This window comes from Bacillus sp. Bvel1 (assembly GCF_014872755.1).
Lineage (GTDB): Bacteria > Bacillota > Bacilli > Bacillales > Bacillaceae > Bacillus > Bacillus velezensis.
The window spans coordinates 664,142-687,951 of record NZ_JAAOBZ010000008.1; the positions used below are offsets into that span (position 1 = coordinate 664,142).

Here is a 23,810-nt window from a genome sequence, read left to right on the forward strand (position 1 = left end):
AACATCCCGCTCTCAGCGGGATGTTTCTTGTAATGAAGGAAAGGACAAACCTAGCTTTTGAATCCGCAGCACGAATTCCCTTAAATCGCCCTGTTTTGCCACCATTGATATTCTGACATAACGCTTTCCGCCGCTGCCGAAAATCTCGCCGGGCGTCACGACAACATGGGCATGCTCCAGCAGATAGTCTGAAAACTGGTGTGAAGACTCGAATTCATTCGGAATTTCAGCCCAGACATAAAAAGTCCCTTTCGGTTTTTCAATGCTCCAGCCTAATTCCTTTTCACATAACGCCGTGAAAAAATCAATCCGTTCTTTATATGTGCGCTTCAGACGCTCCGTATGCTCAGGATTTCCTGACAGCGCCGCCGCTGCCGCCTGCTGAAGACCGCCGAACATGCCGACGAAGACGTGATCCTGAAACTCATTGACCGCCTGAATGATTTTCTCATTCCCCACGGCAAATGCCATTCTCCAGCCTGCCATATTGAAGGTTTTCGAAAATGAATAAAGCTCCGCGCCGACCGTTTTCGCTTCTTTCGCCTGAAGAAAGCTGGCCGGGTTCTGATCAAATTCGAACGCGCCGTATGCAAAATCGTGAATAAGATGGATGTCATGTTTTTTTGCAAACGCAGCCGCTTTTTCATAAAACGCCTGATCCGCAGTCGCGCCCGTCGGGTTATTCGGGTAATTCAAAAACATCAGCTTGGCTTTTTTCAGGACGGCGGGATCAATCCGCTCAAAATCCGGCAGATAGCCGTTTTCCGGATGAAGCGGCATCTCATGCAGCTCCGCTCTGGCCATTGTGATTCCCGATAAATACTCAGGGTAGCCGGGGTTCGGGACTAAGGCGATATCGCCGGGGTTCAGCAGGCATTGCGTCAAAACGTACAAACCTGCTTTCCCTCCGCCGAACAGCGCGACTTCTGTCTCCGGATTGACCGATACCCCGTACTCTCTCTCATAAAATTCCGCGATGGCTTCTTTCAGAAACGGATAGCCTCTGAAAGGGCCGTATCCGTGATATGAAGGATTCAGCGCAGCTTCCCGCAATGCTTCAACGATATGCGGCGGAGTGGGGAGATCGGGATTCCCCTGGCCGAGATTAATAATCTGGGCTCCCGTTTTCTCCATCTCTTTTACCTTTTGAAAAACGAGCGAAAATTCCTGTTTCGGAAGTGTCTTGATGACATCGGACGGTATGATTTCCATCTGAAAGGCTCCTTATAAATGGATTTGCTCTGATTCGTTATTCCGTTCTGAAAAGGATTTATTGACCAGTTTTGTATGCAGAAACAGCCCGCTGACCAAAAGGACGATAAACGCCATGATGACTGCCGCGTCTACAATGTTGATCAGCATGGAACCGGCGGCGATGCACAATCCGATGGACGCCTCCGCCACCGAAAAGATCCGGCCCTGAATCTGGTTCGCCGCGTTCTCCTGAACTTTGACCTTTGCCAGCACTTCACCGTATTCCATTGCGATAAAGAAAAGAATGGCGGCAATGACTGACACGGCGAAAATCGGGGTAAACAAAAACAGCGCAAGCGAGACGATCGATAACACTGTAAAATACATCAGCCCTTTATTGTTGTTAAAGCCCCATTTGCTGACAAGAGCGGCGCCGATAAAGCCGCCGAAGCCGATACAGAACGTCAGGATGAAATTGCCGATTTCCCCGTCGCCTAAAAAGCGGCTGACAATCGGGAAATAGCTGTAGACGACACCCCACAAAAGCGCCATCGTAATCATCGTGAACATGGCGTTTAACACAAAAGCATTTGTTTTGATTTCCTTCAGGCCTTCTTTAAACGACTGGAAAGCTTCTCTTACGTTTTCTGACTGAATCGGCACGTATTGAAGCTTAATGCGGCTGATGAAAAACGCGGAGACAAGATAGGTCACCCCGTTAAACGCGACGGCAAACTCCACAGAACCGCCTAACAGAAAAAGTCCGCCGGCTGCAGCGCCGACAATAATCGAAATCGTCGTGGCTTTTGCAAACAAAGTGTTGATATTTTTAATATCCGCTTCTAAAGACGACATGACCGCGAGACGTGCCGGGTTAAAAAACACGCCGCTTCCGTATGAGACAAACAGCAGCGCCAGAAAAAGCATCGGATATTCGCCTTTCGGGAGAAATGTCAGCCCCAAAAAGATGACACCTCTGATCACATCCGTCCACAGCATGATTTTCACCCTGTCGAGCCTGTCCACGAGCACGCCTAAAAACGGCTGAAACACCATCGGAATGCTGCGGACCGCGATAACGCCGGACGTCACCCAGTAGTCATGATAGTATGTAGACAAAATGAGCAGGGCCGGGAGAACGCAATAGTCTCCCATAAACGAAAGCGCCTGCCCGAAAAGCAAATACTTCGAGTTCGGTTTCAGCTGTTTCATACCGGTAACGCATACTTTGCAGTCAGCTTCGCCTGCTGCTGAATTTGTTTGATTGATTCGGCCACGTCACCCGAATTGCTTCCTTTCAGCTCAAACGCCGCAATGCTGTTGAACGCTTCGAACAGCCGCAGATCCACGGATGTACCCGCCTCGGCAGCCGAGAAAGAAACGAGTTCGGTGTCTCCCTTTAAGACGCCGTCGGGAATGTCAATGCTTTCAATGACGAAATCGACAGCTGTCTCAGGCAGCTGGCCGTTCTCTTTGAAATGCTGAGGATACAAGTGGCAGTCGGCGACATAACATGGCTCCTGCTCCAATAATCCTTTCGGCAGATCGGCTTCTTTTCCGAAACAGAGAACATCCAATAACAGCTGCGCCATATCGACGCCGAAGACCTTTTTAATATTCGGAATCATGTTCCAGCCCGCAAATCGCGCCGCTGATTCAATCAGTCCGGCTTCCCGGTTTTTCATTAATTTAATTTCTGTATGTGTCGCGCAGTTTTCGAGGCCGAGTCCTTCATTCGCCTTTTTGGCAGCTTCGACAATTTTCCGCTTTGCGTCATCATCCAGGATGGACGGCGTAATATGCGATGTCTCCGTGAATCCGATTTGCGGTGTTTTATCATGAATCGCCACAGGGAAGTATTCCCCGTCGGCCATGATGCCTTCTATGCTGATATAGTCGGAATAACCGCTTGTTTCGTACCAGTCGTCATACTCGCCCTGCAAAAATTCTTCCGCGATAAAAGGCGCTTCAAACGTGACCGCTTTCGGTACGTTAATCGACTTCAGGTATTCATTGACTCTGTTAAATTCAGCTTCTGCCGTTTCCCTCTCTTTGATGAGCGTCACGCCGATGGAGCTCGCCAGATATGTAGGCTTCAGAATGAGCGGCGTTCCGATTTCCTGAAGCGCGGCGCGGAAATCTTCCAGCGTCGTCACCCGTTTATTTTTGATGGACTTGACGCCGGCCCGGTTGAAGGCGGCTCTCATTTTGTTTTTATCTCTGGCATTTTCAGCGGCCTGTACGCCCGCTCCCCGCAGGCCGAGACGTTCACACGCTTTTGCCATCGGAGCGATAAACAGTTCATTGTTGGTCGTAATGGCGTCAACCCCGAACATGTCAGCCACCTTGACGATTTCTTCGACGACTTCTTCCTCAGGTTTGTCATGATCTTCATGAGCCCAGTAAATCGAATCGGGATGCTCAAAATCAGCCAGACTCTTAAAATAGTCTTTATCTTTAATGACCGCAATCGAGTATTTTTCAATTAATGCCGCATGAGAGGCTGTAATTGCAAAAGGTCTCGGAATAAAGCTGACGAGGTTGTATTTTTCGGCTGCGCTTTTGTAAAACATATGCGGCGGGCATCCCCCAAGGTCAGCGATAACCAATACTGTTTTTCTCTCCATATGTAAACACTCCTTCTCTATTGTGCGGTGTATCCACCGTCTGCGGTGATCGCGCTTCCGGTCATATAGCTTGATAAATCCGAAGCGAGAAACAGCATGACGTTCGCTATTTCTTCAGGCTTGCCGAGTCTCAGCAGCGGATTGACTTTCGCTTTTTCTTTTTTGATTTCTTCAAGCGTGCCTTCGTTGTTTTCAAGGAACGACTTTTCATTCAAAGGTGTGTCAATGATTCCCGGGCACACGCAATTGACGCGGATGTTGTGTTTGGCGTAATCGACGGCCATCGAACGCGTCAGCTGCAGTACGCCGCCTTTAGAGGCGTTATATGCGGGAATGTCGGGCCATGCGACGACTCCTCCGACGGAGCACGTGTTAATGATATTGCCCTTGCCGCTTTTGAGCATATACTTGAGCGCGTGCTTGCTCATAAGAAACATGCCCGTCAGATTGACGTTGAGCACTTTGTCCCAATCGCTCAGCTCCATCTCATGAATCGGGGCGACAATTTCGATGCCGGCGTTATTGATTAACACATCCAATCCGCCGAACTTGTCAACCGCTGACCGGATGGCGTTTTGACATGCCGGTTCATCTGTAATATCCGTCTGCACAAAATGCAGCCTGTCATTGTTTTCTTTCCGGATCATCGCTTCTCCCTGCGCCTCATCAATATCCGCGACGACCACATTCGCCTCTTGATTCAGAAACGCCTGAACCGCGGCATAACCGATGCCTGATGCGCCCCCTGTGATGAGGACCGTTTTATCCGTCAGGTTCATGACTCTTTCGCCTCTAATTTTTTCGCTTTTGCTCTGTTATAGCGCGGAGGGAAAAAGATATTGACTGATTTTGAATCTTTTTCAAATCTGTTGATGGCGCCGTGATCTTCTCTCGGATCGCAGAAATAAGCTGTACCGAATGTCATATCCACTTTGCAGCCTTCAATGGTCATATCATAGCCGCCGCCGATGCAGATGCCGATCTGTTCATTGCGGTGTTTATGGAACGGCATTTCTCCTCCGTTGCCCGGAATGTTGGCAAGCATGATTTCCACCCAGTCTTCCACGAAGAACGTGACTTCCATCCCAGGCAATAAGTCTCTCGTTTTAAAAATATTCAAAAAATAATCCTCAGGGCTTGTATAGGTTTCACCGGCTTTCAGGCGTTTAATATCAATGGCGATCACTTCTTGATCCGTCTCATTTCTTGCGCCGTGAGGCACGTTAGGAGGCGCGATATAGGCTGATTCCAGCGCTGTCATCTTTCTTGTGACATCTCCGACAGTCATGGACAGCTCGCCGGAAACGACAAGGCCGATTTGGACTTCCTTATGCTGATGCGGTTCCACGTTTGTATGCGGCGGAACGTAAGAAAGCAGAACTTCCGTATCGCCTCTGACGGACGAATATTGTCTTACTCCGTTATCCCATTCTATTAATTTAGGCGTCGGGAAATAAAGTTCCTGCAAATCTTGTTCAGTTTTCATCATGAATCTCTCCTTTTCCGAATAATGACCAGCTCATGGGAATGCTTTTAAATGTTTTGACAAAGTGAAGGCCGTACTTTTGTCTGGCCAGCTCATTTGTCAGCGCGATGTCGGACAAACCGTCCTTCACTCTTTTCGCGGCTGCGCTCGTTGAGTTCACCAGATCAAACGTGACATCTTTACGGGTAAAATACTTAATCAAATTGATAGGAGACGGGTGGGATACGATGACAGTCTTATCAAGCATGTCATCCGTATATTCAAAACCGGGCCGGACAGCCAGGCCGTACATCGGGGTGTCGCACCTGAAAATTTGCAGAAGCTGCAGATCCGGTCTCATGTAGAAGTGCTTAATGCCGTCATACGCGTGAGGCACAATTGTGTATTCCAGCGGACTTTGAAGCGTTTTTTCAATGCACGATTCAAATGTATCATGCAATGATAATTTGCTGTTCACCCCTTGGAGAAGGGTGAAATTGGTGATGAAGTTTTTTGCTGCGTACTCACTGCTTGTCCCTTCAGGACCGAGCGTGTTGATCGTAATCAGTTTAGATATTGAATAAGCCTTGCTTTTTGTTTGAATGCTATTATCCAATATAATCATGAGCACCAACCAATCTGTTAAATTTTAAGTAAATATTATCCATAGACGTTCAAGCTGTCAATATTATTTGAAAATATTGATAATTATTCCTATATATTAGAAAACACCTTACGATATAAGGTGTTAAAAATTTACATTTACAAAATTATAGAAACTTTATTTTACCGATACAATGATTGGTCGGTCTTATGCTCATATTTTCCATACCTTCTGTATGCGAAAACGCTGAGGACAAAGCCGATGAGGGTGACGGCCGCACAGATAAATCCGACAGCTGCATATCCGTATCCGACATAGACCGGACCCATGACAGCAGTACCCAAGGTGACGGCCAAATTGGACGCCAGACTGTAAAATGCCATGATTTTGCCCCGGCGGCTCTGTGAGCAATCACTTAAAATAGTGCTGAGCAAGGTCACCGTCAGGCTTTGCATCAATCCCCAGACGAATAACCCGATGACCAAAAACGGCATTGATGACGGCGCATAGGCGAGACAGGAAAGCCATATGCTGATCACGGCCAATGCCGCGATCAAAGAGCGCATTTTCCCCGCCTTATCTGCGATTTTTCCGGTGAACACGCTCATGGAAAAACCGATTCCGTACACCATGATCAGCAGCCCTGAAGCTGTATTCCCACCCGGCAGCACGCGGTGAAGATATGTACCGAGAAAGGAATACATGCCGTAAAAACCGATCATGTTGCAAAAAGTGATCGTGAGATATACAGGGACACGGGGCACCTTCAGCGCATCCCGGAAAGTGCCTGCCTGCCGTCCGTTTTCCTCTTCTGTTTTATTCCCATCCGCCGTGCTGCGGCGCGCCTCAATGAAAATGAGCGAAGCAACGAGGACAGACATGAGGGCGAAAATCCAAAACGTCCACCGCCAATTCAAAACGCCGCCGATAAAAGAGCCGATCGGAACGCCGAAAATCAAAGCGAGCGACCAGCTTGACACGATCAGACCCATCACCTTGCCGCGGTACGCATAAGGCACACGGTCGCCGACCACCGCATATGCTGTCGGCACAAACGCACCCGCTGCAAGCCCGGAAAGCGCCCTGCCCAGAAAGAAGAAAAAGAGATTGTGCGCCAGCGCGCAGATCACCGTGCCGGCCGTAAATATAAGCAGTCCCGCCAGCAGACTGAGTTCCCGGGAATATTTATCTCCCAGCGGAACGAGAAGCGGCGCCCCGATAAAAATCATCACTCCGTAAATACTGATGGAAAGCGCCAGCACACTGACATCAGAGCTGAAAGCCCGCGCTAAATCCGGAAGCAGCGGAGAAATCACCAGCTCTTCAGAACCCGCGGCAAATACCCCTAATGTCAAAGCAAGCGCGAGACAGACCGGAAATCGGCGTTTCGTTTCGATGTGATCGGTTTGTTTGCTGTTCATGCTCTTTGAACACCTCTTCCGTAAAACTTTTCTACCTTTTGTTGTTTTATAGTTTAGCATCCTTATATTTCATTTTACATTTCACATGAAAACTAATTCTGATTTTTTATTTACATTCAGATTTTAAATAAAATATTTAGTTTATATTCAATAAATGATATAAAATACGCCGTCTGGTTATGCTATAGTGATAGAATCATTTGTTAAGGTGGGGGTCATGAAATGAATAACGCTGATTCAAAGGCCGCCCGCGCAGGCTTCGGCATGGTACTGATTCTCGGGACGCTCGCTTCATTCGGGCCGCTTTCGCTCGATATGTATCTGCCCGCTTTGCCTGAGGTGGCGGCCGATCTTCATACGACAGCGTCACTTGCGCAGCTGAGCCTGACGTTTTGTCTTTTGGGGCTGGCTGTCGGGCAGATCGTTGTCGGGCCGCTCAGTGATATGATCGGGCGCCGGAAGCCGCTGATTCTGTCATTGCTGCTTTATACGCTGTCTTCTTTATTATGCGCCTTCAGCCCTTCTGTTTCGTTTTTAATTGTCATGAGGTTTATTCAAGGATTCACCGGGGCGGCCGGAATCGTCATCGCACGGGCTTCCGCACGCGATATGTATTCCGGAAAAGAATTGACGGCTTTTTTCTCATTACTGATGCTCGTCAATGGGGCGGCGCCGATTTTAGCGCCGATTACAGGGGGATTTATCCTTCAGTTCGCCGGCTGGAAAATCGTATTTATCGTGCTGGCGGTAATCGGCTGTATCATTTCTGCCGCCGTGCTTACGGCGTTGCCTGAATCACTCCCGCCGGAAAAGCGGACAAGCGGCGGACTCCGGGAGACGCTGATGACGTTTCGCGGCCTGCTTGGCGACCGGATGTTTATGGGATTTGCGCTCAGCCAGGCATTTGTGATGACCGGCATGTTCGCATATATTGCCGGGTCGCCGTTTATACTGCAAAACATCTACGGCGTATCGGCGCAAATGTTCAGCCTGCTGTTCGCCGTAAACGGTGCGGGAATCATATGCGCCACCCAAATCACCGGACGGATGGCCAAAACACATGATGAACGGAAGCTGTTTGTCTCCGGTCTGATGATTGCCGTCATCGGGAGCATCGCTTTGCTTTTATCACTTGCGTTTGGTTTAGGCCTGGCGGCAGTCTGCATTTCTTTATTCATCATTGTTTCTTCTGTCGGGATCGTCACGACGACGGGATTTTCTTTGGCTATGCAGAAACAGGAGAAAGGCGCGGGAAGCGCTGCGGCTCTTCTCGGACTCCTGCCCTTTATCGGCGGTGCAGCTGCCGCTCCCCTGGTCGGTATTGCCGGAGAAGAAAATGCCTGGCCGATGGCCGTCAGCATTTTCGGTTTTCAGTTCTGTGCCGTTCTATCCTATGTGCTGTCGTCAAAACGGAAAACAAAGTAAAGCCCGCCGCTTTAAGCGAAGGGCTTTTTTTCTTATCCGGCAGCGCCTTTTTCCGAAGAAGCCGGCTCACGCTTCAGGCGTTTTTTGATACCGAAGTGATAATACGCGTAACAGATGATCATCAGCGGGACGCCGCAGTACAGACCGATACGCTGGTCGGGGATAAAGATGAGACTGATTAAGATAAGACCGTAAACCGAAAATCCGAGAATCGGCACGATCGGATAAAGAGGCGTTTTAAATGCCAGGTCCTTCAGATTTCCTCCTTCAGCGAGAAAGCGTCTCCGGAAAACGAATTGTGAAGCGCAGATTGACATCCACGCGACGACGGTAATCATACCGGAGATGGAAATGAGCCACACATACACCGTTTCAGCCGCGACTACACTTGTCAGCAGGGATAAACCGGAGATGGCGATGGTGATGAAAAGAGCTTTCAGAGGCACGCCTTTTTTCGTCAGTTTCGTTAAGGAAGCGGGGCCCATCTTAGTTTTTGACAGGGACCACATCATTCTGGACGAAGCGTACAGCCCGGAATTCGCCACCGACAGCATGGCGGTCAGAATGACAAAGTTCATGATATCAGCCGCATAAGGAACGCCGATTTTATCCAGCACAGCCACAAACGGGCTTTCGATGACGCCTGCCGTTTGATACGGCAAAATGGACACGAGAACAAACATCGTCAGCACGAAGAAAAACAGCGTCCGCCATATGACGTTTCGGATCGAGCGGGGAAGCGTCTTTTCCGGATTTTCGCTTTCTCCCGAGGCGATTCCGACCAGTTCGGTACCCTGGAATGAAAAATTCACCATAACAAGGGTAAACAGCACGGCTTGGGCGCCGTTCGGAAAAAGCCCTTTGTCCGTCGTAAAGTTTGACAGATACGGAGCCGTCTGCCCGCCGTTAAAACCGACAAAGCCGAATACCGCAGCGCAGCCGAGAATAATAAACAATACAATGGCCATGACCTTAATGCTGGAAAACCAAAATTCCATTTCCGCAAAACTCCGCGCAGACAGCGCGTTAATGGAAAAAATGACGACGCCGAATACCAGGCACCACACCCAAATCGGAACGGCCGGAAACCATCGCTGCATTAAAATCCCCGCCGACGTCAGCTCAAGCCCCACTGTATTGGCCCAGCTGAATGCGTACATCCATCCGATCGTAAATCCCGTCGACGGCCCGAGAAACTTTGCGGCATACGCCTGAAATGATCCTGCGACCGGCATGGCAACCGCGAGCTCCCCCAAACAAAGCATCACCAGGTACATTAAAAATCCGCCGATCACATAAGCCAATATCGCGCCGATCGGTCCCGCTTCACTGATCGTAAAACCGGAGCCCAGAAAAAGCCCCGTCCCGATCACGCCGCCGAGGGCGATCATAAACAAATGCCGGCCCTTCATCGTGCGCTGCAATTCATTTTGATTGGTATCTCCCTGCATATACATCCCCCTTATTCCGTTATGTCAGCCATTTGTGCGTATGTCTAATCGGCAGCTGTGCAAAAGGTGCATTGTCGTCTGCTGAATGAGTTCCGGCAGCACATGGAATGTGTACGGTTTGTACACGCGTTCCGTCCATTTATGGCCGTCCTTTCCGTATACCCCTATATTGACCGACGGAATATTCAATTCCCTGATTTCATTAAAAGGAATCGTCCCGATGACATCCCAGCCCGGAAAATTATCGGTAAAGGCGGAGACCTCCTCATCTGTTTCATGCAGCGATAAAAAGCTTCCGTCCGCCAAATAAGGGAAAAACTTTTTAAAGACGAATGTTTCTCCGGTTGATGCCGCTGTTTTATCGACCGCTTCTTGAATGACATGCTGCAAAAGCCGGTCCCGTGTGCTTTCTTCCTTCAGATAATTGTGCGGAAGGTAAGGCGGCGCATAGAAAATAATGACCTTGGCTCCCTGCTCAGGATCGAGTTTTTGCAGTTCTTCGACGGCTTTAAAACATCTCATCCGCAGTTCAAGATGTTCATATGTTTTAAATGCCTGCCCGATACACTGTGCAGGGTCTATCCCGCGGCTTCTCAGCCTTTTCAGGTAATCTTCCAGACTGTACACTTGAACGTTCCATGACATCTCTTTTTTCGGCAGGCTCGTTCTCTCACAGTATTCGTCGTAATAATCAGATAATTTTTGTTCTGTCTCTTTGCAGGCTTCGTCAGCCACGGCGGTCAGCTGATCCATGACTTCTTTGGCGGTTTTCTCGTAAATAAAATAATTAAAATAGACATAGCTGCTGACGGCGGTCTGCACGTTATACGCTTCCTTATTGTCACGCTGGTAGAGGCAGGTCGGCGGAAGCACAAGCTCCCCTTCAATGTTTTCCGCCATATGAATATTGTTGTGAATTCTTCTGGTGATTTCTGACGCGATCAAATTCGGATCGATGCCGGACAGCGTATCTCCGACATGCACCTCCCGCCCGTAAATCGCAAAGCAAGGCAAAAGCTTCCCTGCCGCACCCGTGTATATGTACCTTGTCGTGTCACCCTCATACAGCGGCGTGATAAAATCGTTATTAATTGCTGCTAAATAACGAAGCTGCTTTTCTTGTTTCAGCCGTTTTAATTCAGAAATGCTGGTTAAAATGCCGGAATGCTGGCTTTCTTCATCCGGGTTTGCCATGAACAGAATATGGCCCGGCAGCTGATCGCGCCGTTCAGAAAAGTGAAGCAGATTGGCGAGATGAACGGCAATACCGCTCTGCATATCAACCGAACCCCTTCCGAACATCCACTCGCCTGAGCGGGCGTCCCGCTGCACATCCCGATCAAATTCATAGTTTGAGAAATATTCCGCGAGACGGTCGGAATCAAAAGCGATATCTTTTAAAGGGCCGAAATCCTCGATGCCGACCGTATCAAGATGAGCGTGATAAATGACCGTATTCAGGCTTTCGCCGTTTCCCTCAATAAATGCGAAAATATTTTTGCGGCCGTAAGGGTCCTCAGGAATCGCCTGCTCCCACACATGTGACGGATTCTCCTGAAAGTAGGGAAAGCTCTTGATCATATCTTTGATATAGTCGGCTTTTTTTCCTTCTCCCAATGTGCCGTTGATGCTGTTTAACGCCACCAGTGATTTCGTAATGGCTTCTATTTTCTCCTCCGGAAGCATTTTGCTGAGCTGCTGATACATGTTCCATCCCCCTTACCCTCATATAGAGAAAATAGCGCGACTCTCTTTTTCATCGCGCTATTTCCGAAAGATTAATAGGCTTCAGACGTTGTTTTTGCCTGCATATGAAGAATCAGATAGTCAGGTCCTCCGGCTTTCGAATCGGTTCCTGACATATTGAAGCCGCCGAACGGCTGGTATCCGACAATCGCTCCCGTACAGCCGCGGTTGAAGTATAGATTTCCGACGTGAAAATCTTCGCGGGCGCGTTCAATGTGCGCGCGGGTTTTTGATAACAGAGCGCCCGTCAGTCCGTAATCGGTATTATTAGCAATCTCAAGCATATGGTCGAAATCACGGGCTTTTGAGATCGCGACGACCGGCCCGAAAATTTCCTCCTGCATCAGGCGGGCGTTTTCATCAACATCCGCAAAAATGGTCGGCTGAATAAAGTATCCTTTTGAATCATCACCTTCGCCTCCCGTCAGGAGTTTTCCTTCTGTTTTGCCGATTTCGATATAACTCATGACTTTATTATAAGATGCTTCGTGGATGACTGGCCCCATGTATGTATCAAAATCTTCCGGACTTCCGACGGTGAGTGATTTTGTTAAAGCGACGGCTTTTTCAACAACTTCATCATAGACGTCCTGATGAATGACCGCGCGCGAACCGGCTGAACATTTTTGGCCTGAGAATCCGAAGGCGGAATACACGATTGAGGAAGCGGCAAGATCAAGATCAGCATCTCTGTCTACAAGCACCGTATCTTTCCCTCCCATTTCGGCAATGACCCGTTTCAGCCACTTTTGGCCCGGCTGTACTTTTGCGGCGCGTTCATAGATGCGGCATCCGACCGCGCGGGAGCCTGTAAACGACACAAATCTCGTCTTCGGATGCTCAACGAGATAGTCGCCGATTTCTCCTCCGTCGCCCGGTATGAATTGGAGCACGCCGTCCGGCAGGCCCGCTTCTTTCATCACTTCTACGAATTTCGCCGCCACGACAGGCGCCGCATCCGCCGGTTTCAGCAGTATCGTGTTGCCTGTTACGATGGCGGCTGCCGCCGTTCCGGCCATAATCGCAAGCGGGAAGTTGAATGGAGAAATGACAATTCCCACCCCAAGCGGCTCATAGTGATACTGATTATATTCTCCGTCACGGCTCTTTACAGGAGAACCGTCTTTCAGCTTCAGCATCTGACGGGCGTAATACTCTAAAAAGTCGATCGCTTCCGCCGTATCCGCATCCGCTTCCTTCCACGGTTTTCCCGCTTCTTTCACCAGGTACGCGGAGAATTCGTGCTTTCTTCTGCGGATGATCGCCGCCGCCTTAAACAGCACATTCGCGCGGTGTTCCGGCCGTACTTTTTTCCATGTTTGAAATGCCTGCAGCGCAGCCTGCATGGCCTTTTCCGCAAGTTCTTTTCCGGCTGCCGATACAGAACCGATCACTTCTTTTTTATCTGCCGGATTGACGGAAATGATCTTTTTATCCGTTTCAATCGCTTCACCGTTGATGATAAGCGGATAATGCTTGCCGAGCTGTGAATTCACATAAGCCAGCGCTTCCTGAAACGATTGTTTATTTGTCTCTTCCTGAAAATTTGTAAATGGTTCGTGTGCGTATGAAACTGTCATTAGAATTCCTCCCCGTATTTTGTAATGTGTGCTCACGCTTAATGAAGATGCAAGAAGCATACCAGCATAGCAATTTGTGATCAAAAAAAGAAAATCTTTGCCGAAAGCGGACGAAGCTTGTCCGAACCTGTCAGCTGCAATCTGAAAACGCAAAGAAATTTTGCGATCCGCTATATAACTGATGCAAAATCTCTTTGCGGATAACACTTATACCCAGCCGCGGAACCGGGCCGCTTCAGCCGACTTTCTGATGCCCGTCATATAGGCGGCCAAACGCATATCGACTTTGTGGGTATGCGCTGTCTGATAAATGGATTCAAATGAATTCACCATGACGCTGCGCAGTTTTCCGGCGACTTCTTCCTCAGACCAGTAAAAGCCTTGATTATTTTGCACCCATTCAAAATAAGACACCGTCACGCCGCCGGCGCTTGCCAAAATATCCGGCACGAGAAGCACGCCTCTTTCATTCAGGATTTTCGTGGCGTCTATCGTTGTCGGGCCGTTCGCCGCCTCCACAATGATTGAGGCTTTAATGTGATGGGCGTTTTCAGCCGTTATCTGATTGGAGATTGCGGCAGGCACGAGAATATCACAGTCCTTTTCCAGCAGCTCCCGGTTCGTTATGACATCAGAGAAGAGATTCGTCACCGTGCCGAAGCTGTCCCGCTTATCCAGCAGGTAATCAATGTCAAGGCCGTCAGGGTCATACAAAGCCCCGTGGGCGTCTGAGATGCCGATCACCTTGGCGCCGGCGTCATGCATAAATTTAGCGAGAAAGCTCCCCGCGTTTCCGAACCCCTGAATGATGATCCGCGCATTTTCCAACGGAATCCCTTTTTTCTTAACGGCTTCCTCAATACAAATCGTGACACCTTGCGCGGTCGCCGTCTCCCGCCCCTGTGAACCGCCGAGAACAATCGGTTTGCCCGTAATGAATCCCGGTGAATCAAATTCTCTCAGGCGGCTGTATTCGTCCATCATCCATGCCATAATCTGCGAGTTGGTATATACGTCGGGAGCCGGAATATCCTTTGTCGGGCCGACGATCTGGCTGATCGCGCGCACATATCCGCGGCTCAGCCGTTCCAGCTCTCCGAATGACATCGTCCGCGGATCACAGATGATGCCGCCTTTTCCGCCCCCGTAAGGAAGATTTGTGATGCCGCATTTTAAAGTCATCCAGATGGAAAGCGCCTTAACCTCTTCTTCACTGACTTCCGGGTGAAACCGCACGCCCCCTTTTGTCGGGCCGACTGCGTCATTATGCTGTGAGCGGTAGCCCGTGAAAACCTGTACTGAGCCATTGTCCATTTTGACGGGGATGCGTACGGTCAAAAGCCGCATCGGCTCTTTCATCAGTTCATACATATTGTCAGGATAGCCCAGTTTGCGCAGGGCTTCTTTTATGATCGATTGTGTGGACAAGAACAAATTAAGAACTTCTTTTTCTTCATCTTTCTGATTGCTTTTAGAAAGCGGGTTGGCTGACATGTTTTATCACCTCATCGTATTTTACGTGTAAGCTTCAATTACCGGCAGAACAAAATGTAAGCGCTTTTACACCAAAACCCATCAATCCCTTTCACTTTGTCGTTACACCCCTTTTTATATGCAAGATTCATGCCAGGATTTTGCGCATAAAAAAAGAGGCTGTTGTCAGCCTCTTTCATCCCGGATTAACGCGGGTCAATAACCAGCTTTGTTTCGGCGTAGAGACTGCCGGCCCCCAAACCGTTTACGTAATCGCCTTTAATTGTATACGTGCCCGCGCGCGGAAGGTTTTTACGCACCAGGACGAGATTGTATTCAGACGCGCCCAATAAGTCAAGGGTAAGCGGAAGTCTGACCGTTTTTCCGCAGTTGAGAATTTGCGTTTCTTTCAGTGTTCTTCCGTTTACAGAGTCCCTCACAGTGGCGTTGAATCCGTCAGGAAATTGAAATTCAACGGCGCCGACGGCAAGCAGCGCATTCGGCTTGTATGTGACTTCAATATCAGACGTCGCGTATTCTTTCGTACTATTGACGGTTTTCGCTTCAATAACGGCAGATTGGGCGTTCGCATGAAAAGATGGCAAGAACACAGCTGAAAATACCGCAGCACTGATGAGAAAGGCAGAAAATGATTTTCTTTTTAACATCATGAATTCCTCCAGATCATATAGGATTCAGAGCGTCCTCTGCCGGAAAAGCGTGTCTGATGATTCCATTCGCGAATTGGGTTTCTCTTTTCCTGAGAATAATCTACCACCTTTATCCATGGAAGTAAATTATTTTTTGGAATATTCAATCATTTATTTTTCACGAGATGAACCAGCACAAAAAACGAAGACATCCGCTGTCTTCGTCTTGTGCGCTACCGGTGAGCCGTCTGCCAGTCAAATCCGATGCTCTCATCATTCCACGGGATTCTTTTTTCGTCAGGCTGATCCGGATTGTAGGACATTGTCGTGAAATAAATAATGGTCAGCGGGGTTTCGCCCAGCACTCTGTACCCGTGTGCGACGCCTTTGGGAATGAGAAGGAGCATCGGATTGTCTTCTCCCATGTAGTAGACATCCGTTTCTCCCTTGGTTGCCGACTCTTCGCGAAGGTCATGCAGCACGACCTGGGCGTGGCCCGTCGGGAAAAACCACAGGTCATCCTGTTTCTCATGATAGTGAAACGCTTTAATGACGCCGGGATAGCTTTTGGACCAGGAAGCCTGCCCGAAACGCTCTAAGAGATGTTCATCGTCACGGACGAGTTCTGAGAAAAAACCCCGGTCATCGCTGTGTTTGATCAGCTTTTTAATTTTTACGCCTTCGATCACTTGCACTGTCCCTCCCTTTGTAAATAATCCTGCAGCGCTTCCCGCCAATGCCTCATGCCGAGCCCCTGCCGTTCAATCGACTCAAGGCTCAACACCGAGTAAGCGGGGCGCGGCGTCTCATTTCCGTATTCCTCCGTCGTGACGGGCAGCACGGCGGCGGTTCTGCCGCTTTCTTCAAAAATAGCCTTGGCAAATTCATACCAGCTGCACACTCCGCTGTTTGCGGCGTGGTACAAGCCCGGCGGCCTGTCAAACAGACCGATCACCGTTTCGGCTAAATCTTTTGTATACGTCGGCGCTCCGACTTGATCGTTAACGACACGAACCTGATCATGTGTATCCGCAAGTTTCAGCATCGTATTGACAAAGTTGTGCCCGCCGCTGCCGTACACCCACGACGTTCTGATAATGGTGTGGTTTTTTCCCGTTAACCGGATCAGTTCTTCGCCGAGTTTTTTGCTTTTTCCGTAAATCGTGCCCGGATCTGCGGGATCATCGGTCTGGTATGGCCGTGTTCCTTTGCCGCTGAAGACGTAATCGGTGCTGATGTGAATGAATTTCGCGCCGGTGTTTTCAGCCTCAAGCGCGGCATAATAAGCGCCGATTCCGTTTATTAAATACGCTTTGTCGAGCTCCGTTTCACATTTGTCAACGGAGGTGTATGCCGCCGTATTGACGACGATATCCGGCTTGTAATGGCTGAACGAGTGCCGCACCGAACGCTGGTCGGATATGTTCATCATCGCTTTTGTCAAGGCGATCACTTCATACCCTTCCCGCTTCAGCTGGCGGCATAACTCCCGCCCCAGCTGACCGGCCGCTCCGGTTACTAATACCTTCGTCAATCGGATCCCCTTCTTTCCGATTAGTCTTGGCTGTCTGTATACCAGCGAATGGTTCTTCTCATTCCTTCTTCAAATGTGACGTCCTGCCGCCATCCCAGCTCATTTTTCAGCTTTGAAGCATTGATGGCGTAACGGCGGTCATGCCCTTTTCTGTCTTCGACATGAGCAAACCGTTCCTCGACACCGAGCTCCTTCATGATAAATGACGCAAGCTCTTTATTCGTCCGTTCATTTCCTCCGCCGATATTGTAAATTTCGCCTAGTGTTCCTTTTTCCAGCACGAGCTTAATAGCGCGGCAATGATCTTCGGCAAACAGCCAGTCTCTGATCTGCATCCCGTCGCCGTACAGCGGAACCGGCGTGCCGTTTACGGCATGCCTGATAATGGTCGGAATCATTTTCTCGTGGTGCTGGTACGGCCCGTAATTGTTGCTGCATCTCGTAATGATGGCAGGAAGCTTATGGGTTTTCACATAAGACATGACGAGCAGGTCTGAGCTTGCCTTGCTGGCGGAATACGGATTGTTCGGAGAAAGCGGCGTCGTCTCTGTAAAAGCGGGATCATCCGGCGCCAAATCTCCGTACACCTCATCTGTGGAAATGTGAATCAGCCTGCCGGCTTTTCCCTGTAACACCGCGTCAGCCAGTCGGTATGTGCCCATCACATTTGTTGTGATGAACGGCTCTGCCTGATTTATGCTTCTGTCCACATGGGATTCAGCCGCAAAATGAATGACAGCGTCATACATTTGGGAAAAGACTTTGTCAATGTCCTCTTTTTCAGAAATGTCACCTTTGATAAAACGGAAACGGCCGTTCTTTTTTAAGGCTTCTATTTCAAGCGGCCTGCTTGCATACGTGAGATTATCCAGGACGGTAATCTGCGCATCTGTTTCTTTCAGCATCATCTTTGTGAAGGTAAGGCCGATAAATCCGGCGCCCCCTGTAATTAAATATGATTTTGGCATGATTAATGCTCCTGTCCTTTCTGTAATGCCTGATGCGCCAGGCTTCCGGCGAGGTAGAGCGATTCATGCGTGCCCGCATCCACCCACCAGCCCGTTAACACATCATACGTCAGCTCACTGTGTTCAATGTATAAATTATTGACATCCGTAATTTCCAGTTCGCCGCGTTTTGAAGGGGAAATTTGTTCAATATAAGAAAACACTTCTGCATCGTACATGTAGATCCCTGTGACGCATAGTCTGGTCGGCGGCTGCTCCGGCTTTTCAATGATCGACTTGATCCGTTTGTTTTCCTCATCAATCTCGGCGATGCCGAAGCGCTCCGGATCGTCCACTTCTTTCAGCAGCACTTTCGCTCCTTTTCCCTGCTTTGCGAAACGCTCCGTATAAGCTTTTAATGAATCTTCAAAAATATTATCTCCCAAAAGCAGAACGAACGGATCGCGCCCGGTAAACCGCTTTGCGTATGATAAACCGTCGGAAATGCCGGATGCGGCTGGCTGAACCTGATATGTGATTGAGACGCCGAGCTCTTCTCCGGTTTCGAGAAGTTTATGAAATTGCGGAATATATTCTTTTTGCGTAATCAGCAAGATATCCGTAATCCCCGCTTCTTCCAGCTTCATGATCGACCAGTAAATCATCGGATATGGACCGACAGGGAGTAAATGCTTATTGACCGCTTTTGTCAGCGGCATAAGGCGTGAGCCGGTGCCTCCGGCTAAGATAACACCTTTCACATGAACACTTCCTTACGTGTGGTTTTATCACAAATCATAAAGAATCGCCGCCGCCCGTTTGATGCCCCTGCCGTCAAGCAGCGGCTTTCCGTTCTGATGAAGCCCGAGCCGTCTCGGATAATCAGCAGCCAGCTCAGACATATGCCGAGCGAGAACGCCCGCCGCGGTGTGTTCTCCCAGGCCGAGATGAACGGCGGCCTCCCGTGCGGCGAATTTTTCCGCCGTCTCAGTTTGATGCTCCACTTGAGAAAGAACGATGCAGGGCACACCTGTACAAATGGTCTCATATAAAGTGATCCCGCCGGACACGACGGCCATATCAGTCCTCGTGAGAAGCGCGGCCATGTCATTTGTCTGCCTTACCATCTCGGCATAAGGCATTTGTGTGAGATGCGCGCGCACGTCATCAGCATGAGGCGCCGCGCCGCCCATGACGATGATCACTCGTTTCCGCTGAATATCAGGGATGCGGCGGCATGCTTCCATCACTTTAAAGACAAGCTTCTTCGGGTCACTTCCTCCTAAAGAGACCAATATGGTCCGGCATTCTTTTCTCAGCTGATAGAGCTGCTTTGCTTTTTCAAAACCCGGATGAAGAATCATATAATCCGGGCCTTCATATACCGCGGCGCTGCCCATTTGAACCGTCCGGCTTTTCAGCCCGCCGTAAATGCCGTTTATAACGGCATCGCATAAATGAATGACATGTTCCCTCTTTTCTTCAAATAAGACGATACGAGCCGATGAATGCTTTTTGATTTCCTCCAGCCAGTCACACGGCATATCGAGCAGATCGAATATGAGAAGGTCGGGAGCCCGCGTGTTTATTTCCCGGACAATAAATTCCTTCTGTCCCTTGTCAGGCTTGATGATCACTTCCCATTGATCAGATGACAGATAAGAAGAAGCCTCTTTATTTGTGTAGAACGTTATTGAGCAGTTGTTCTTAATGGCACCGGCAAGCAGCTTCATCCGAACCGCGTGCCCCATGCCGATGTCACGGCCCCCGTCCGCGAAAATCAAAACCCGCATGCTAATCAGCCTCTTTTTGCCGGATCATTTGATTAATAGCCCTGAGCTCCGGATCACGATTCAGCAGATGGATCAATTCTTTTGCCGGAATATCAGGACGCGAGCCCGCTTTTACGTACAGCTCGCGGGCCAGCCTGTAGTCCTCTTCTGTATCGACGGTCATCCGCAAGTGAGGAGCCCGGAGTTCCTGCGGGGGCTCAGGAAAGAGAAGCCGGTACCTCTCAGGGGATTCTCTTATCAAAAGGGTGACATGCTCCTGATATTTGTCCGCCAGCGTTTTGTCCGCATTGATCTCCGTTAAAAGGCGCGCGTTCACCGCCTCGCCGCCGATCCCGAGCGGTGTACCGCAGATATACGTGTAGTCTGCGTGCTGATCTAAATGCGATTGAATCAGAAAATCAAGCAGCGAAGGGTCGACAAACGGGTTATCCCCCGTCAGTCTGACTGCGATGTCCGGTTTTACTTGTTCGATGACTTGTGCAAACCGGTCAAGCACACGCTGTTCGCTGCCGCGGTGGACACGGTAGCGGTTGCTGAGGCAGTGCGCAGACAGAATGTCGTCGGTCTTGCTGTCAGACGCGGCGACGATCAGATTATCCCGTGATTGATCGTAAAACGCACTTTGACGAACCCTTTTGACAATCATATCGAGGATCGTATACCCGCCGATCGGTTTCAGCACTTTGCCGGGAAGACGCCCGCTTCCCATCCGCGCCTGAATGATAAACAAAATGTCAGTCATCATATGGGCTGCCTTTCGTCAAAAGGTCATCCCAAGTGATGCCCGTGTCGGCGGGGATATCCCTGACCGCGCGCGCGCCGTCAGTTAAAAGCTCAAAATATCTCGGGTGAAGCCCCTGCGGTTTTTGACCGGGACGAAGGACGGCAAGGTTTTCCGCCGTAAAACATTCGCCTTTTTGAATCGGCGCTGTTGAAAAAATGCCTCTGTAAGCAAACCTTCTGATATCCCCTTCAATCGGTGTCGTCGTTTTATGGGAGCTTCCCGACAGCACTTCCGGCACCGGAGCGTGATGCCCCTGCCGCAGCTCCGCTTCAACTGAGCGGATCGCCGCAACCATTTCTTTTAATTCATCCGGATTGAGGGCGAAGGAGTGATCAGCACCGGGCAGGTTTTTATCGATCGTAAAATGCTTTTCAATCAGTTTCGCTCCGAGCCTGACAGCCGCGCACGGCACATCATACGGATGGGCGCTGTGATCGGAGAAACCGATCACAGCATCCGGGAATGCGGCGGCAAGCATGGGAATGACGCTTAGATTGCTGTATTCAGGCGGCGCGGGATATTTCGCCACACAATGCATGATCGCAATTTCTTTGTTCCCCTCGCCGGTAATGGTTTGGTAAGCCTCCTGAATATCTGAAATATCAGCGCCCGCGGTGGAAAAGATAATCGGGGTCTTCAGCCCCGCGACATATTTCAATAACGGCAGATGGTTCAGCTCGTAGGAGGCGATTTTAAAGGCTGAAGGGGAAGTCGCATACAGTAAGTCGGCAGAGCCTTCATCACATACCGTGCTTAAAAACAGCACGCCTTTTTTCTTACAATATTCAAGCAGCGGTTCGATCCACTCAGCGGGCATTTCCATTGATTGCACCAAAGAAAAAATAGAGACGTTTTTTCCCGCAGCGGTTTTGTACAAGCCGGGGTCTTTCTGATACATTTTGTCAGCCTGAAACATTTGGAACTTGACCGCGTCCGCGCCGGCCTCACTGGCCGCATCTATCAATTCAAACGCCTGGCTCAGTTTTCCGTCATGATTAATTCCGGCTTCGGCGATGATGAATACGGGCGAACCTTCGCCGATTGACTTCGTTCCGATTTTGCATGATGCCATCAGTCCGCCTCCTTCCCGGGCCACACATGATAGTAATAATAGGACGCATCCGCTTTAAATCCCATTCTTTCATACAGGCGGATGGCTCTTACATTGTGGAGCTGCGTTCCCGCTGATACAGTCTTATGCTGAAAGCGCAATGATTGTTCAATCACGTGCGCCGCTAAATGGAATCCCGCTCCTTTTCCTTCAAATCCCGGCTTTACCGCCATCAGATCAAGGACGAATTCATCGCCTTTAGACAGCCCCTGAACAAAGCCCGCGGTCTCTCCCTTATATTTGGCGAGGAATTGTAACGAAGCTCTTCCTTCCGCGTTATTCCGCGCCCACTCTTCAAACAGGCGGTTTGCACTTTCATAGCTGAGACGGGGGTCCTGATAATACCTGCTTTTTGTAAAGGCGTCGCGGGCCAGCCGGCTGATCGCTTCCGTGTCGCCGGGTCCGGCTTCTGTAATCTCAAACGGCGGCGTGCTGTTATATACACGCACCGGACTGACGAGCTTGAGAAGACTCCCTACAAAATAAGCGTTCGGAAGCGACTGCACGACCTGCATCGCGCCGATATCTTCAGCCGGTATTTTAATAAATATAAAATCAGTGCCGTCCGCCCGCCTTGCTGCGTAAAATTCCTGAAACAGCCTTTTGAGCTGTCCGGTGCTGTTTGCGGCTGCAAGCTTCACATTGATGATATTTTTTCGGAACAATTGACTTTCCCACGAAGAGTTTTCATATAAAATCACGCCTTGAAGGCTGTTTTCTTCCAATAAACAGAGCGACGATTCATAAGCTTCCGGCTGAATGCCCTTCTGATGCAGGAAGGCATGAATCATGTCCTGTGCAAGATTTTCTCTCAGTCTGTACACCTAATCAGCCCCTTTGACGATATCCGTAACGGCTGCAATGACGTATTCAACGTCATCATCTGTCATTGACGGATAAAGAGGGAGTGATACGGTGCGGTGATAATACGCGGCCGCGGCCGGAAAATCAGTTTCCTTATATCCGTACGTTTTTTGATAATACGGATGGAACGGAACCGGAATAAAATGAACACTTGTGCCGATATTATATTGGTCTTTCAAAGCGGAAATCAGATCGTTCCGGCTGATCCCGGCCTCCTGCTCCTCTATTTGAAGAACATACAGATGCCATGCATGCCGCCCGTCATCACTGACATATGGGACGGTGAGCCCTTTCATGTCTCTGAAAGCGTCCTGGTAGCGGCTAGCAATTTCAGCCCTTCTTTGCTGCATGCTGTCAATCCGTTTAAGCTGATGAAGCCCAAGCGCCGCCTGAAGATCAAACATATTCATTTTATAGCCGGGCGTTTCGACCTCGTAGTACCAGCTTCCGTTTGAAGAATAGCGGTTCCACGCGCCTTTGCTCATGCCGTGAAGGCTGAGCACCCTGATCTGATCGGCAAGCCCGTCATCGTCCGTCGTCAGCATGCCGCCTTCACCGGTTGCCAGGTTTTTTGTCGCGTAGAAGCTGAATGCCGTCGCATCACCGATTGATCCGATCATTTTCTGTTTATAAGTGGTATACACGGCATGTGCGGCATCCTCTAAGACAAATAACTGATGCTTTTCGGCAATGGCCAAAATTTGATCCATATCACACGACTGGCCGGCGAAATGAACGGGTACAATCGCTTTTGTCCGCGGGGTGACGGCCGCCTCAATTTTTTCAGGGTCTGCATTCAGCGTAAGCGGATCGATGTCAGCAAACACCGGAACGGCGCCTGTGTGCACGATTGTATTGGCTGTTGAACTGAACGTCACGGCAGACGTGATGACCTCGTCGCCGGGACCGATCCCTTTCGCTTTCAGGGCCAAAAACAAAGCGGCGGTACATGAGTTCAGCGCGATCGCGTGCTTTGCCCCCGTCCAGGCGGCAAAGGCTTTTTCAAACGCCTCTACTTTCGGTCCCTTTGAAAGCCAGCCCGATTCAAGCGTATCAATAACCTCCTGAATTTCGTCCTTCCCGATCATGGGCAATGAATAGGGAAGAAAAGCTGATCTTTTTTGCACCATTTTTTTGCGCT

The 23,810-nt window shown here is 49.6% G+C and carries 22 protein-coding genes; 1 reads left to right on the plus strand and 21 read right to left on the minus strand.

The window, feature by feature from the left end:
- Positions 1-12: 12 nt before the first annotated feature.
- The 7 genes from HAP68_RS17705 to HAP68_RS17735 form a co-directional block, all read right to left on the minus strand.
- The gene (locus HAP68_RS17705; RefSeq protein WP_014306032.1) at positions 13-1,212 is read right to left on the minus strand and encodes a pyridoxal phosphate-dependent aminotransferase; all 1,200 of its coding nucleotides are present in this window, start codon (positions 1,210-1,212) and stop codon (positions 13-15) included.
- A gap of 12 nt (positions 1,213-1,224) precedes the next feature.
- The gene (locus HAP68_RS17710; RefSeq protein ID WP_024085928.1) at positions 1,225-2,406 is read right to left on the minus strand and encodes an MFS transporter; all 1,182 of its coding nucleotides are present in this window, start codon (positions 2,404-2,406) and stop codon (positions 1,225-1,227) included.
- Entirely contained in the window at positions 2,403-3,821 is a 1,419-nt protein-coding gene (bacD, locus tag HAP68_RS17715; RefSeq protein WP_024085929.1) for an alanine--anticapsin ligase, read from the minus strand. Before bacD ends, HAP68_RS17710 begins: the two co-directional genes overlap by 4 nt.
- A gap of 17 nt (positions 3,822-3,838) precedes the next feature.
- Positions 3,839-4,600, minus strand: coding sequence for a dihydroanticapsin 7-dehydrogenase (bacC, locus tag HAP68_RS17720; RefSeq protein WP_003151003.1), 762 nt, complete (start codon positions 4,598-4,600; stop codon positions 3,839-3,841).
- A complete protein-coding gene (bacB, locus tag HAP68_RS17725; protein ID WP_003151000.1) occupies positions 4,597-5,307 on the minus strand; it encodes a 3-((4R)-4-hydroxycyclohexa-1,5-dien-1-yl)-2-oxopropanoate isomerase in 711 nt (236 codons plus the stop codon). Before bacB ends, bacC begins: the two co-directional genes overlap by 4 nt.
- Positions 5,297-5,911 (minus strand): bacilysin biosynthesis protein BacA, encoded by a 615-nt coding sequence (locus tag HAP68_RS17730; RefSeq protein ID WP_003150997.1) that lies wholly within the window; start codon positions 5,909-5,911, stop codon positions 5,297-5,299. The genes bacB and HAP68_RS17730 overlap by 11 nt, the downstream gene beginning before the upstream one ends.
- A 161-nt stretch (positions 5,912-6,072) precedes the next feature.
- Complete coding sequence (locus tag HAP68_RS17735; RefSeq protein ID WP_024085930.1) at positions 6,073-7,311, minus strand: MFS transporter; 1,239 nt, start codon at positions 7,309-7,311, stop codon at positions 6,073-6,075.
- 222 nt (positions 7,312-7,533) lie between these two features.
- Between HAP68_RS17735 and HAP68_RS17740 the strand changes: the two genes are divergently transcribed.
- Positions 7,534-8,736, plus strand: a complete 1,203-nt coding sequence (locus tag HAP68_RS17740; protein WP_024085931.1) for a multidrug effflux MFS transporter — start codon at positions 7,534-7,536, stop codon at positions 8,734-8,736.
- A gap of 32 nt (positions 8,737-8,768) precedes the next feature.
- Here the strand turns inward: HAP68_RS17740 and HAP68_RS17745 are convergent, their stop codons facing one another.
- The 14 genes from HAP68_RS17745 to HAP68_RS17810 form a co-directional block, all read right to left on the minus strand.
- Positions 8,769-10,187, minus strand: coding sequence for an amino acid permease (locus tag HAP68_RS17745; protein WP_024085932.1), 1,419 nt, complete (start codon positions 10,185-10,187; stop codon positions 8,769-8,771).
- A gap of 24 nt (positions 10,188-10,211) precedes the next feature.
- Positions 10,212-11,894 carry a M20 family metallopeptidase gene (locus HAP68_RS17750; RefSeq protein WP_014306039.1) on the minus strand — a complete coding sequence of 561 codons (1,683 nt, stop codon included), beginning with the start codon at positions 11,892-11,894 and terminating at the stop codon, positions 10,212-10,214.
- Positions 11,895-11,965: 71 nt separating this feature from the next.
- A complete protein-coding gene (gene pruA, locus HAP68_RS17755) occupies positions 11,966-13,513 on the minus strand; it encodes an L-glutamate gamma-semialdehyde dehydrogenase (RefSeq protein ID WP_003150992.1) in 1,548 nt (515 codons plus the stop codon).
- A 207-nt stretch (positions 13,514-13,720) separates the two neighbouring features.
- Positions 13,721-15,007 carry a Glu/Leu/Phe/Val family dehydrogenase gene (locus HAP68_RS17760; RefSeq protein WP_003150991.1) on the minus strand — a complete coding sequence of 429 codons (1,287 nt, stop codon included), beginning with the start codon at positions 15,005-15,007 and terminating at the stop codon, positions 13,721-13,723.
- A 185-nt stretch (positions 15,008-15,192) separates the two neighbouring features.
- Complete coding sequence (bslB, locus tag HAP68_RS17765) at positions 15,193-15,654, minus strand: biofilm surface layer hydrophobin BslB (protein WP_024085933.1); 462 nt, start codon at positions 15,652-15,654, stop codon at positions 15,193-15,195.
- Positions 15,655-15,869: 215 nt separating this feature from the next.
- Positions 15,870-16,325, minus strand: a complete 456-nt coding sequence (locus tag HAP68_RS17770; protein ID WP_015387544.1) for a dTDP-4-dehydrorhamnose 3,5-epimerase family protein — start codon at positions 16,323-16,325, stop codon at positions 15,870-15,872.
- A complete protein-coding gene (gene rfbD, locus HAP68_RS17775) occupies positions 16,322-17,170 on the minus strand; it encodes a dTDP-4-dehydrorhamnose reductase (protein ID WP_024085934.1) in 849 nt (282 codons plus the stop codon). Before rfbD ends, HAP68_RS17770 begins: the two co-directional genes overlap by 4 nt.
- Positions 17,171-17,190: 20 nt before the next feature.
- Positions 17,191-18,138 (minus strand): dTDP-glucose 4,6-dehydratase, encoded by a 948-nt coding sequence (rfbB, locus tag HAP68_RS17780; protein ID WP_014306044.1) that lies wholly within the window; start codon positions 18,136-18,138, stop codon positions 17,191-17,193.
- 2 nt (positions 18,139-18,140) lie between these two features.
- Positions 18,141-18,878, minus strand: a complete 738-nt coding sequence (locus HAP68_RS17785) for a sugar phosphate nucleotidyltransferase (protein WP_014306045.1) — start codon at positions 18,876-18,878, stop codon at positions 18,141-18,143.
- 27 nt (positions 18,879-18,905) lie between these two features.
- Positions 18,906-19,910: a PseG/SpsG family protein gene (locus tag HAP68_RS17790; RefSeq protein WP_024085935.1), complete on the minus strand. Its 1,005-nt coding sequence runs from the start codon at positions 19,908-19,910 to the stop codon at positions 18,906-18,908.
- Between the two features lies 1 nt (position 19,911).
- Positions 19,912-20,652, minus strand: a complete 741-nt coding sequence (locus tag HAP68_RS17795; protein WP_015387540.1) for a cytidylyltransferase domain-containing protein — start codon at positions 20,650-20,652, stop codon at positions 19,912-19,914.
- Positions 20,645-21,766, minus strand: coding sequence for an N-acetylneuraminate synthase family protein (locus HAP68_RS17800; protein ID WP_024085936.1), 1,122 nt, complete (start codon positions 21,764-21,766; stop codon positions 20,645-20,647). Before HAP68_RS17800 ends, HAP68_RS17795 begins: the two co-directional genes overlap by 8 nt.
- Positions 21,766-22,629 carry a GNAT family N-acetyltransferase gene (locus HAP68_RS17805; protein WP_024085937.1) on the minus strand — a complete coding sequence of 288 codons (864 nt, stop codon included), beginning with the start codon at positions 22,627-22,629 and terminating at the stop codon, positions 21,766-21,768. Before HAP68_RS17805 ends, HAP68_RS17800 begins: the two co-directional genes overlap by 1 nt.
- The gene (locus HAP68_RS17810) at positions 22,630-23,799 is read right to left on the minus strand and encodes a DegT/DnrJ/EryC1/StrS family aminotransferase (RefSeq protein WP_003150976.1); all 1,170 of its coding nucleotides are present in this window, start codon (positions 23,797-23,799) and stop codon (positions 22,630-22,632) included.
- Positions 23,800-23,810: the final 11 nt, after the last annotated feature.

Coding starts and splice junctions, on each gene's coding strand:
- HAP68_RS17730 (WP_003150997.1), bottom strand. CDS start 5,911: ATGATTATATTGGATAATAGCATTCAAACAAAAAGCAAGGCTTATTCA.
- HAP68_RS17745 (WP_024085932.1), bottom strand. CDS start 10,187: ATGCAGGGAGATACCAATCAAAATGAATTGCAGCGCACGATGAAGGGC.
- HAP68_RS17800 (WP_024085936.1), bottom strand. CDS start 21,766: ATGGCATCATGCAAAATCGGAACGAAGTCAATCGGCGAAGGTTCGCCC.
- bacB (WP_003151000.1), bottom strand. CDS start 5,307: ATGAAAACTGAACAAGATTTGCAGGAACTTTATTTCCCGACGCCTAAA.
- bacD (WP_024085929.1), bottom strand. CDS start 3,821: ATGGAGAGAAAAACAGTATTGGTTATCGCTGACCTTGGGGGATGCCCG.
- rfbB (WP_014306044.1), bottom strand. CDS start 18,138: ATGCCAAAATCATATTTAATTACAGGGGGCGCCGGATTTATCGGCCTT.
- bacC (WP_003151003.1), bottom strand. CDS start 4,600: ATGAACCTGACGGATAAAACGGTCCTCATCACAGGGGGCGCATCAGGC.
- HAP68_RS17760 (WP_003150991.1), bottom strand. CDS start 15,007: ATGTCAGCCAACCCGCTTTCTAAAAGCAATCAGAAAGATGAAGAAAAA.
- pruA (WP_003150992.1), bottom strand. CDS start 13,513: ATGACAGTTTCATACGCACACGAACCATTTACAAATTTTCAGGAAGAG.
- bslB (WP_024085933.1), bottom strand. CDS start 15,654: ATGTTAAAAAGAAAATCATTTTCTGCCTTTCTCATCAGTGCTGCGGTA.
- HAP68_RS17795 (WP_015387540.1), bottom strand. CDS start 20,652: ATGACTGACATTTTGTTTATCATTCAGGCGCGGATGGGAAGCGGGCGT.
- HAP68_RS17750 (WP_014306039.1), bottom strand. CDS start 11,894: ATGTATCAGCAGCTCAGCAAAATGCTTCCGGAGGAGAAAATAGAAGCC.
- HAP68_RS17810 (WP_003150976.1), bottom strand. CDS start 23,799: ATGGTGCAAAAAAGATCAGCTTTTCTTCCCTATTCATTGCCCATGATC.
- HAP68_RS17705 (WP_014306032.1), bottom strand. CDS start 1,212: ATGGAAATCATACCGTCCGATGTCATCAAGACACTTCCGAAACAGGAA.
- HAP68_RS17740 (WP_024085931.1), top strand. CDS start 7,534: ATGAATAACGCTGATTCAAAGGCCGCCCGCGCAGGCTTCGGCATGGTA.
- HAP68_RS17790 (WP_024085935.1), bottom strand. CDS start 19,910: ATGCGGGTTTTGATTTTCGCGGACGGGGGCCGTGACATCGGCATGGGG.
- HAP68_RS17710 (WP_024085928.1), bottom strand. CDS start 2,406: ATGAAACAGCTGAAACCGAACTCGAAGTATTTGCTTTTCGGGCAGGCG.
- HAP68_RS17735 (WP_024085930.1), bottom strand. CDS start 7,311: ATGAACAGCAAACAAACCGATCACATCGAAACGAAACGCCGATTTCCG.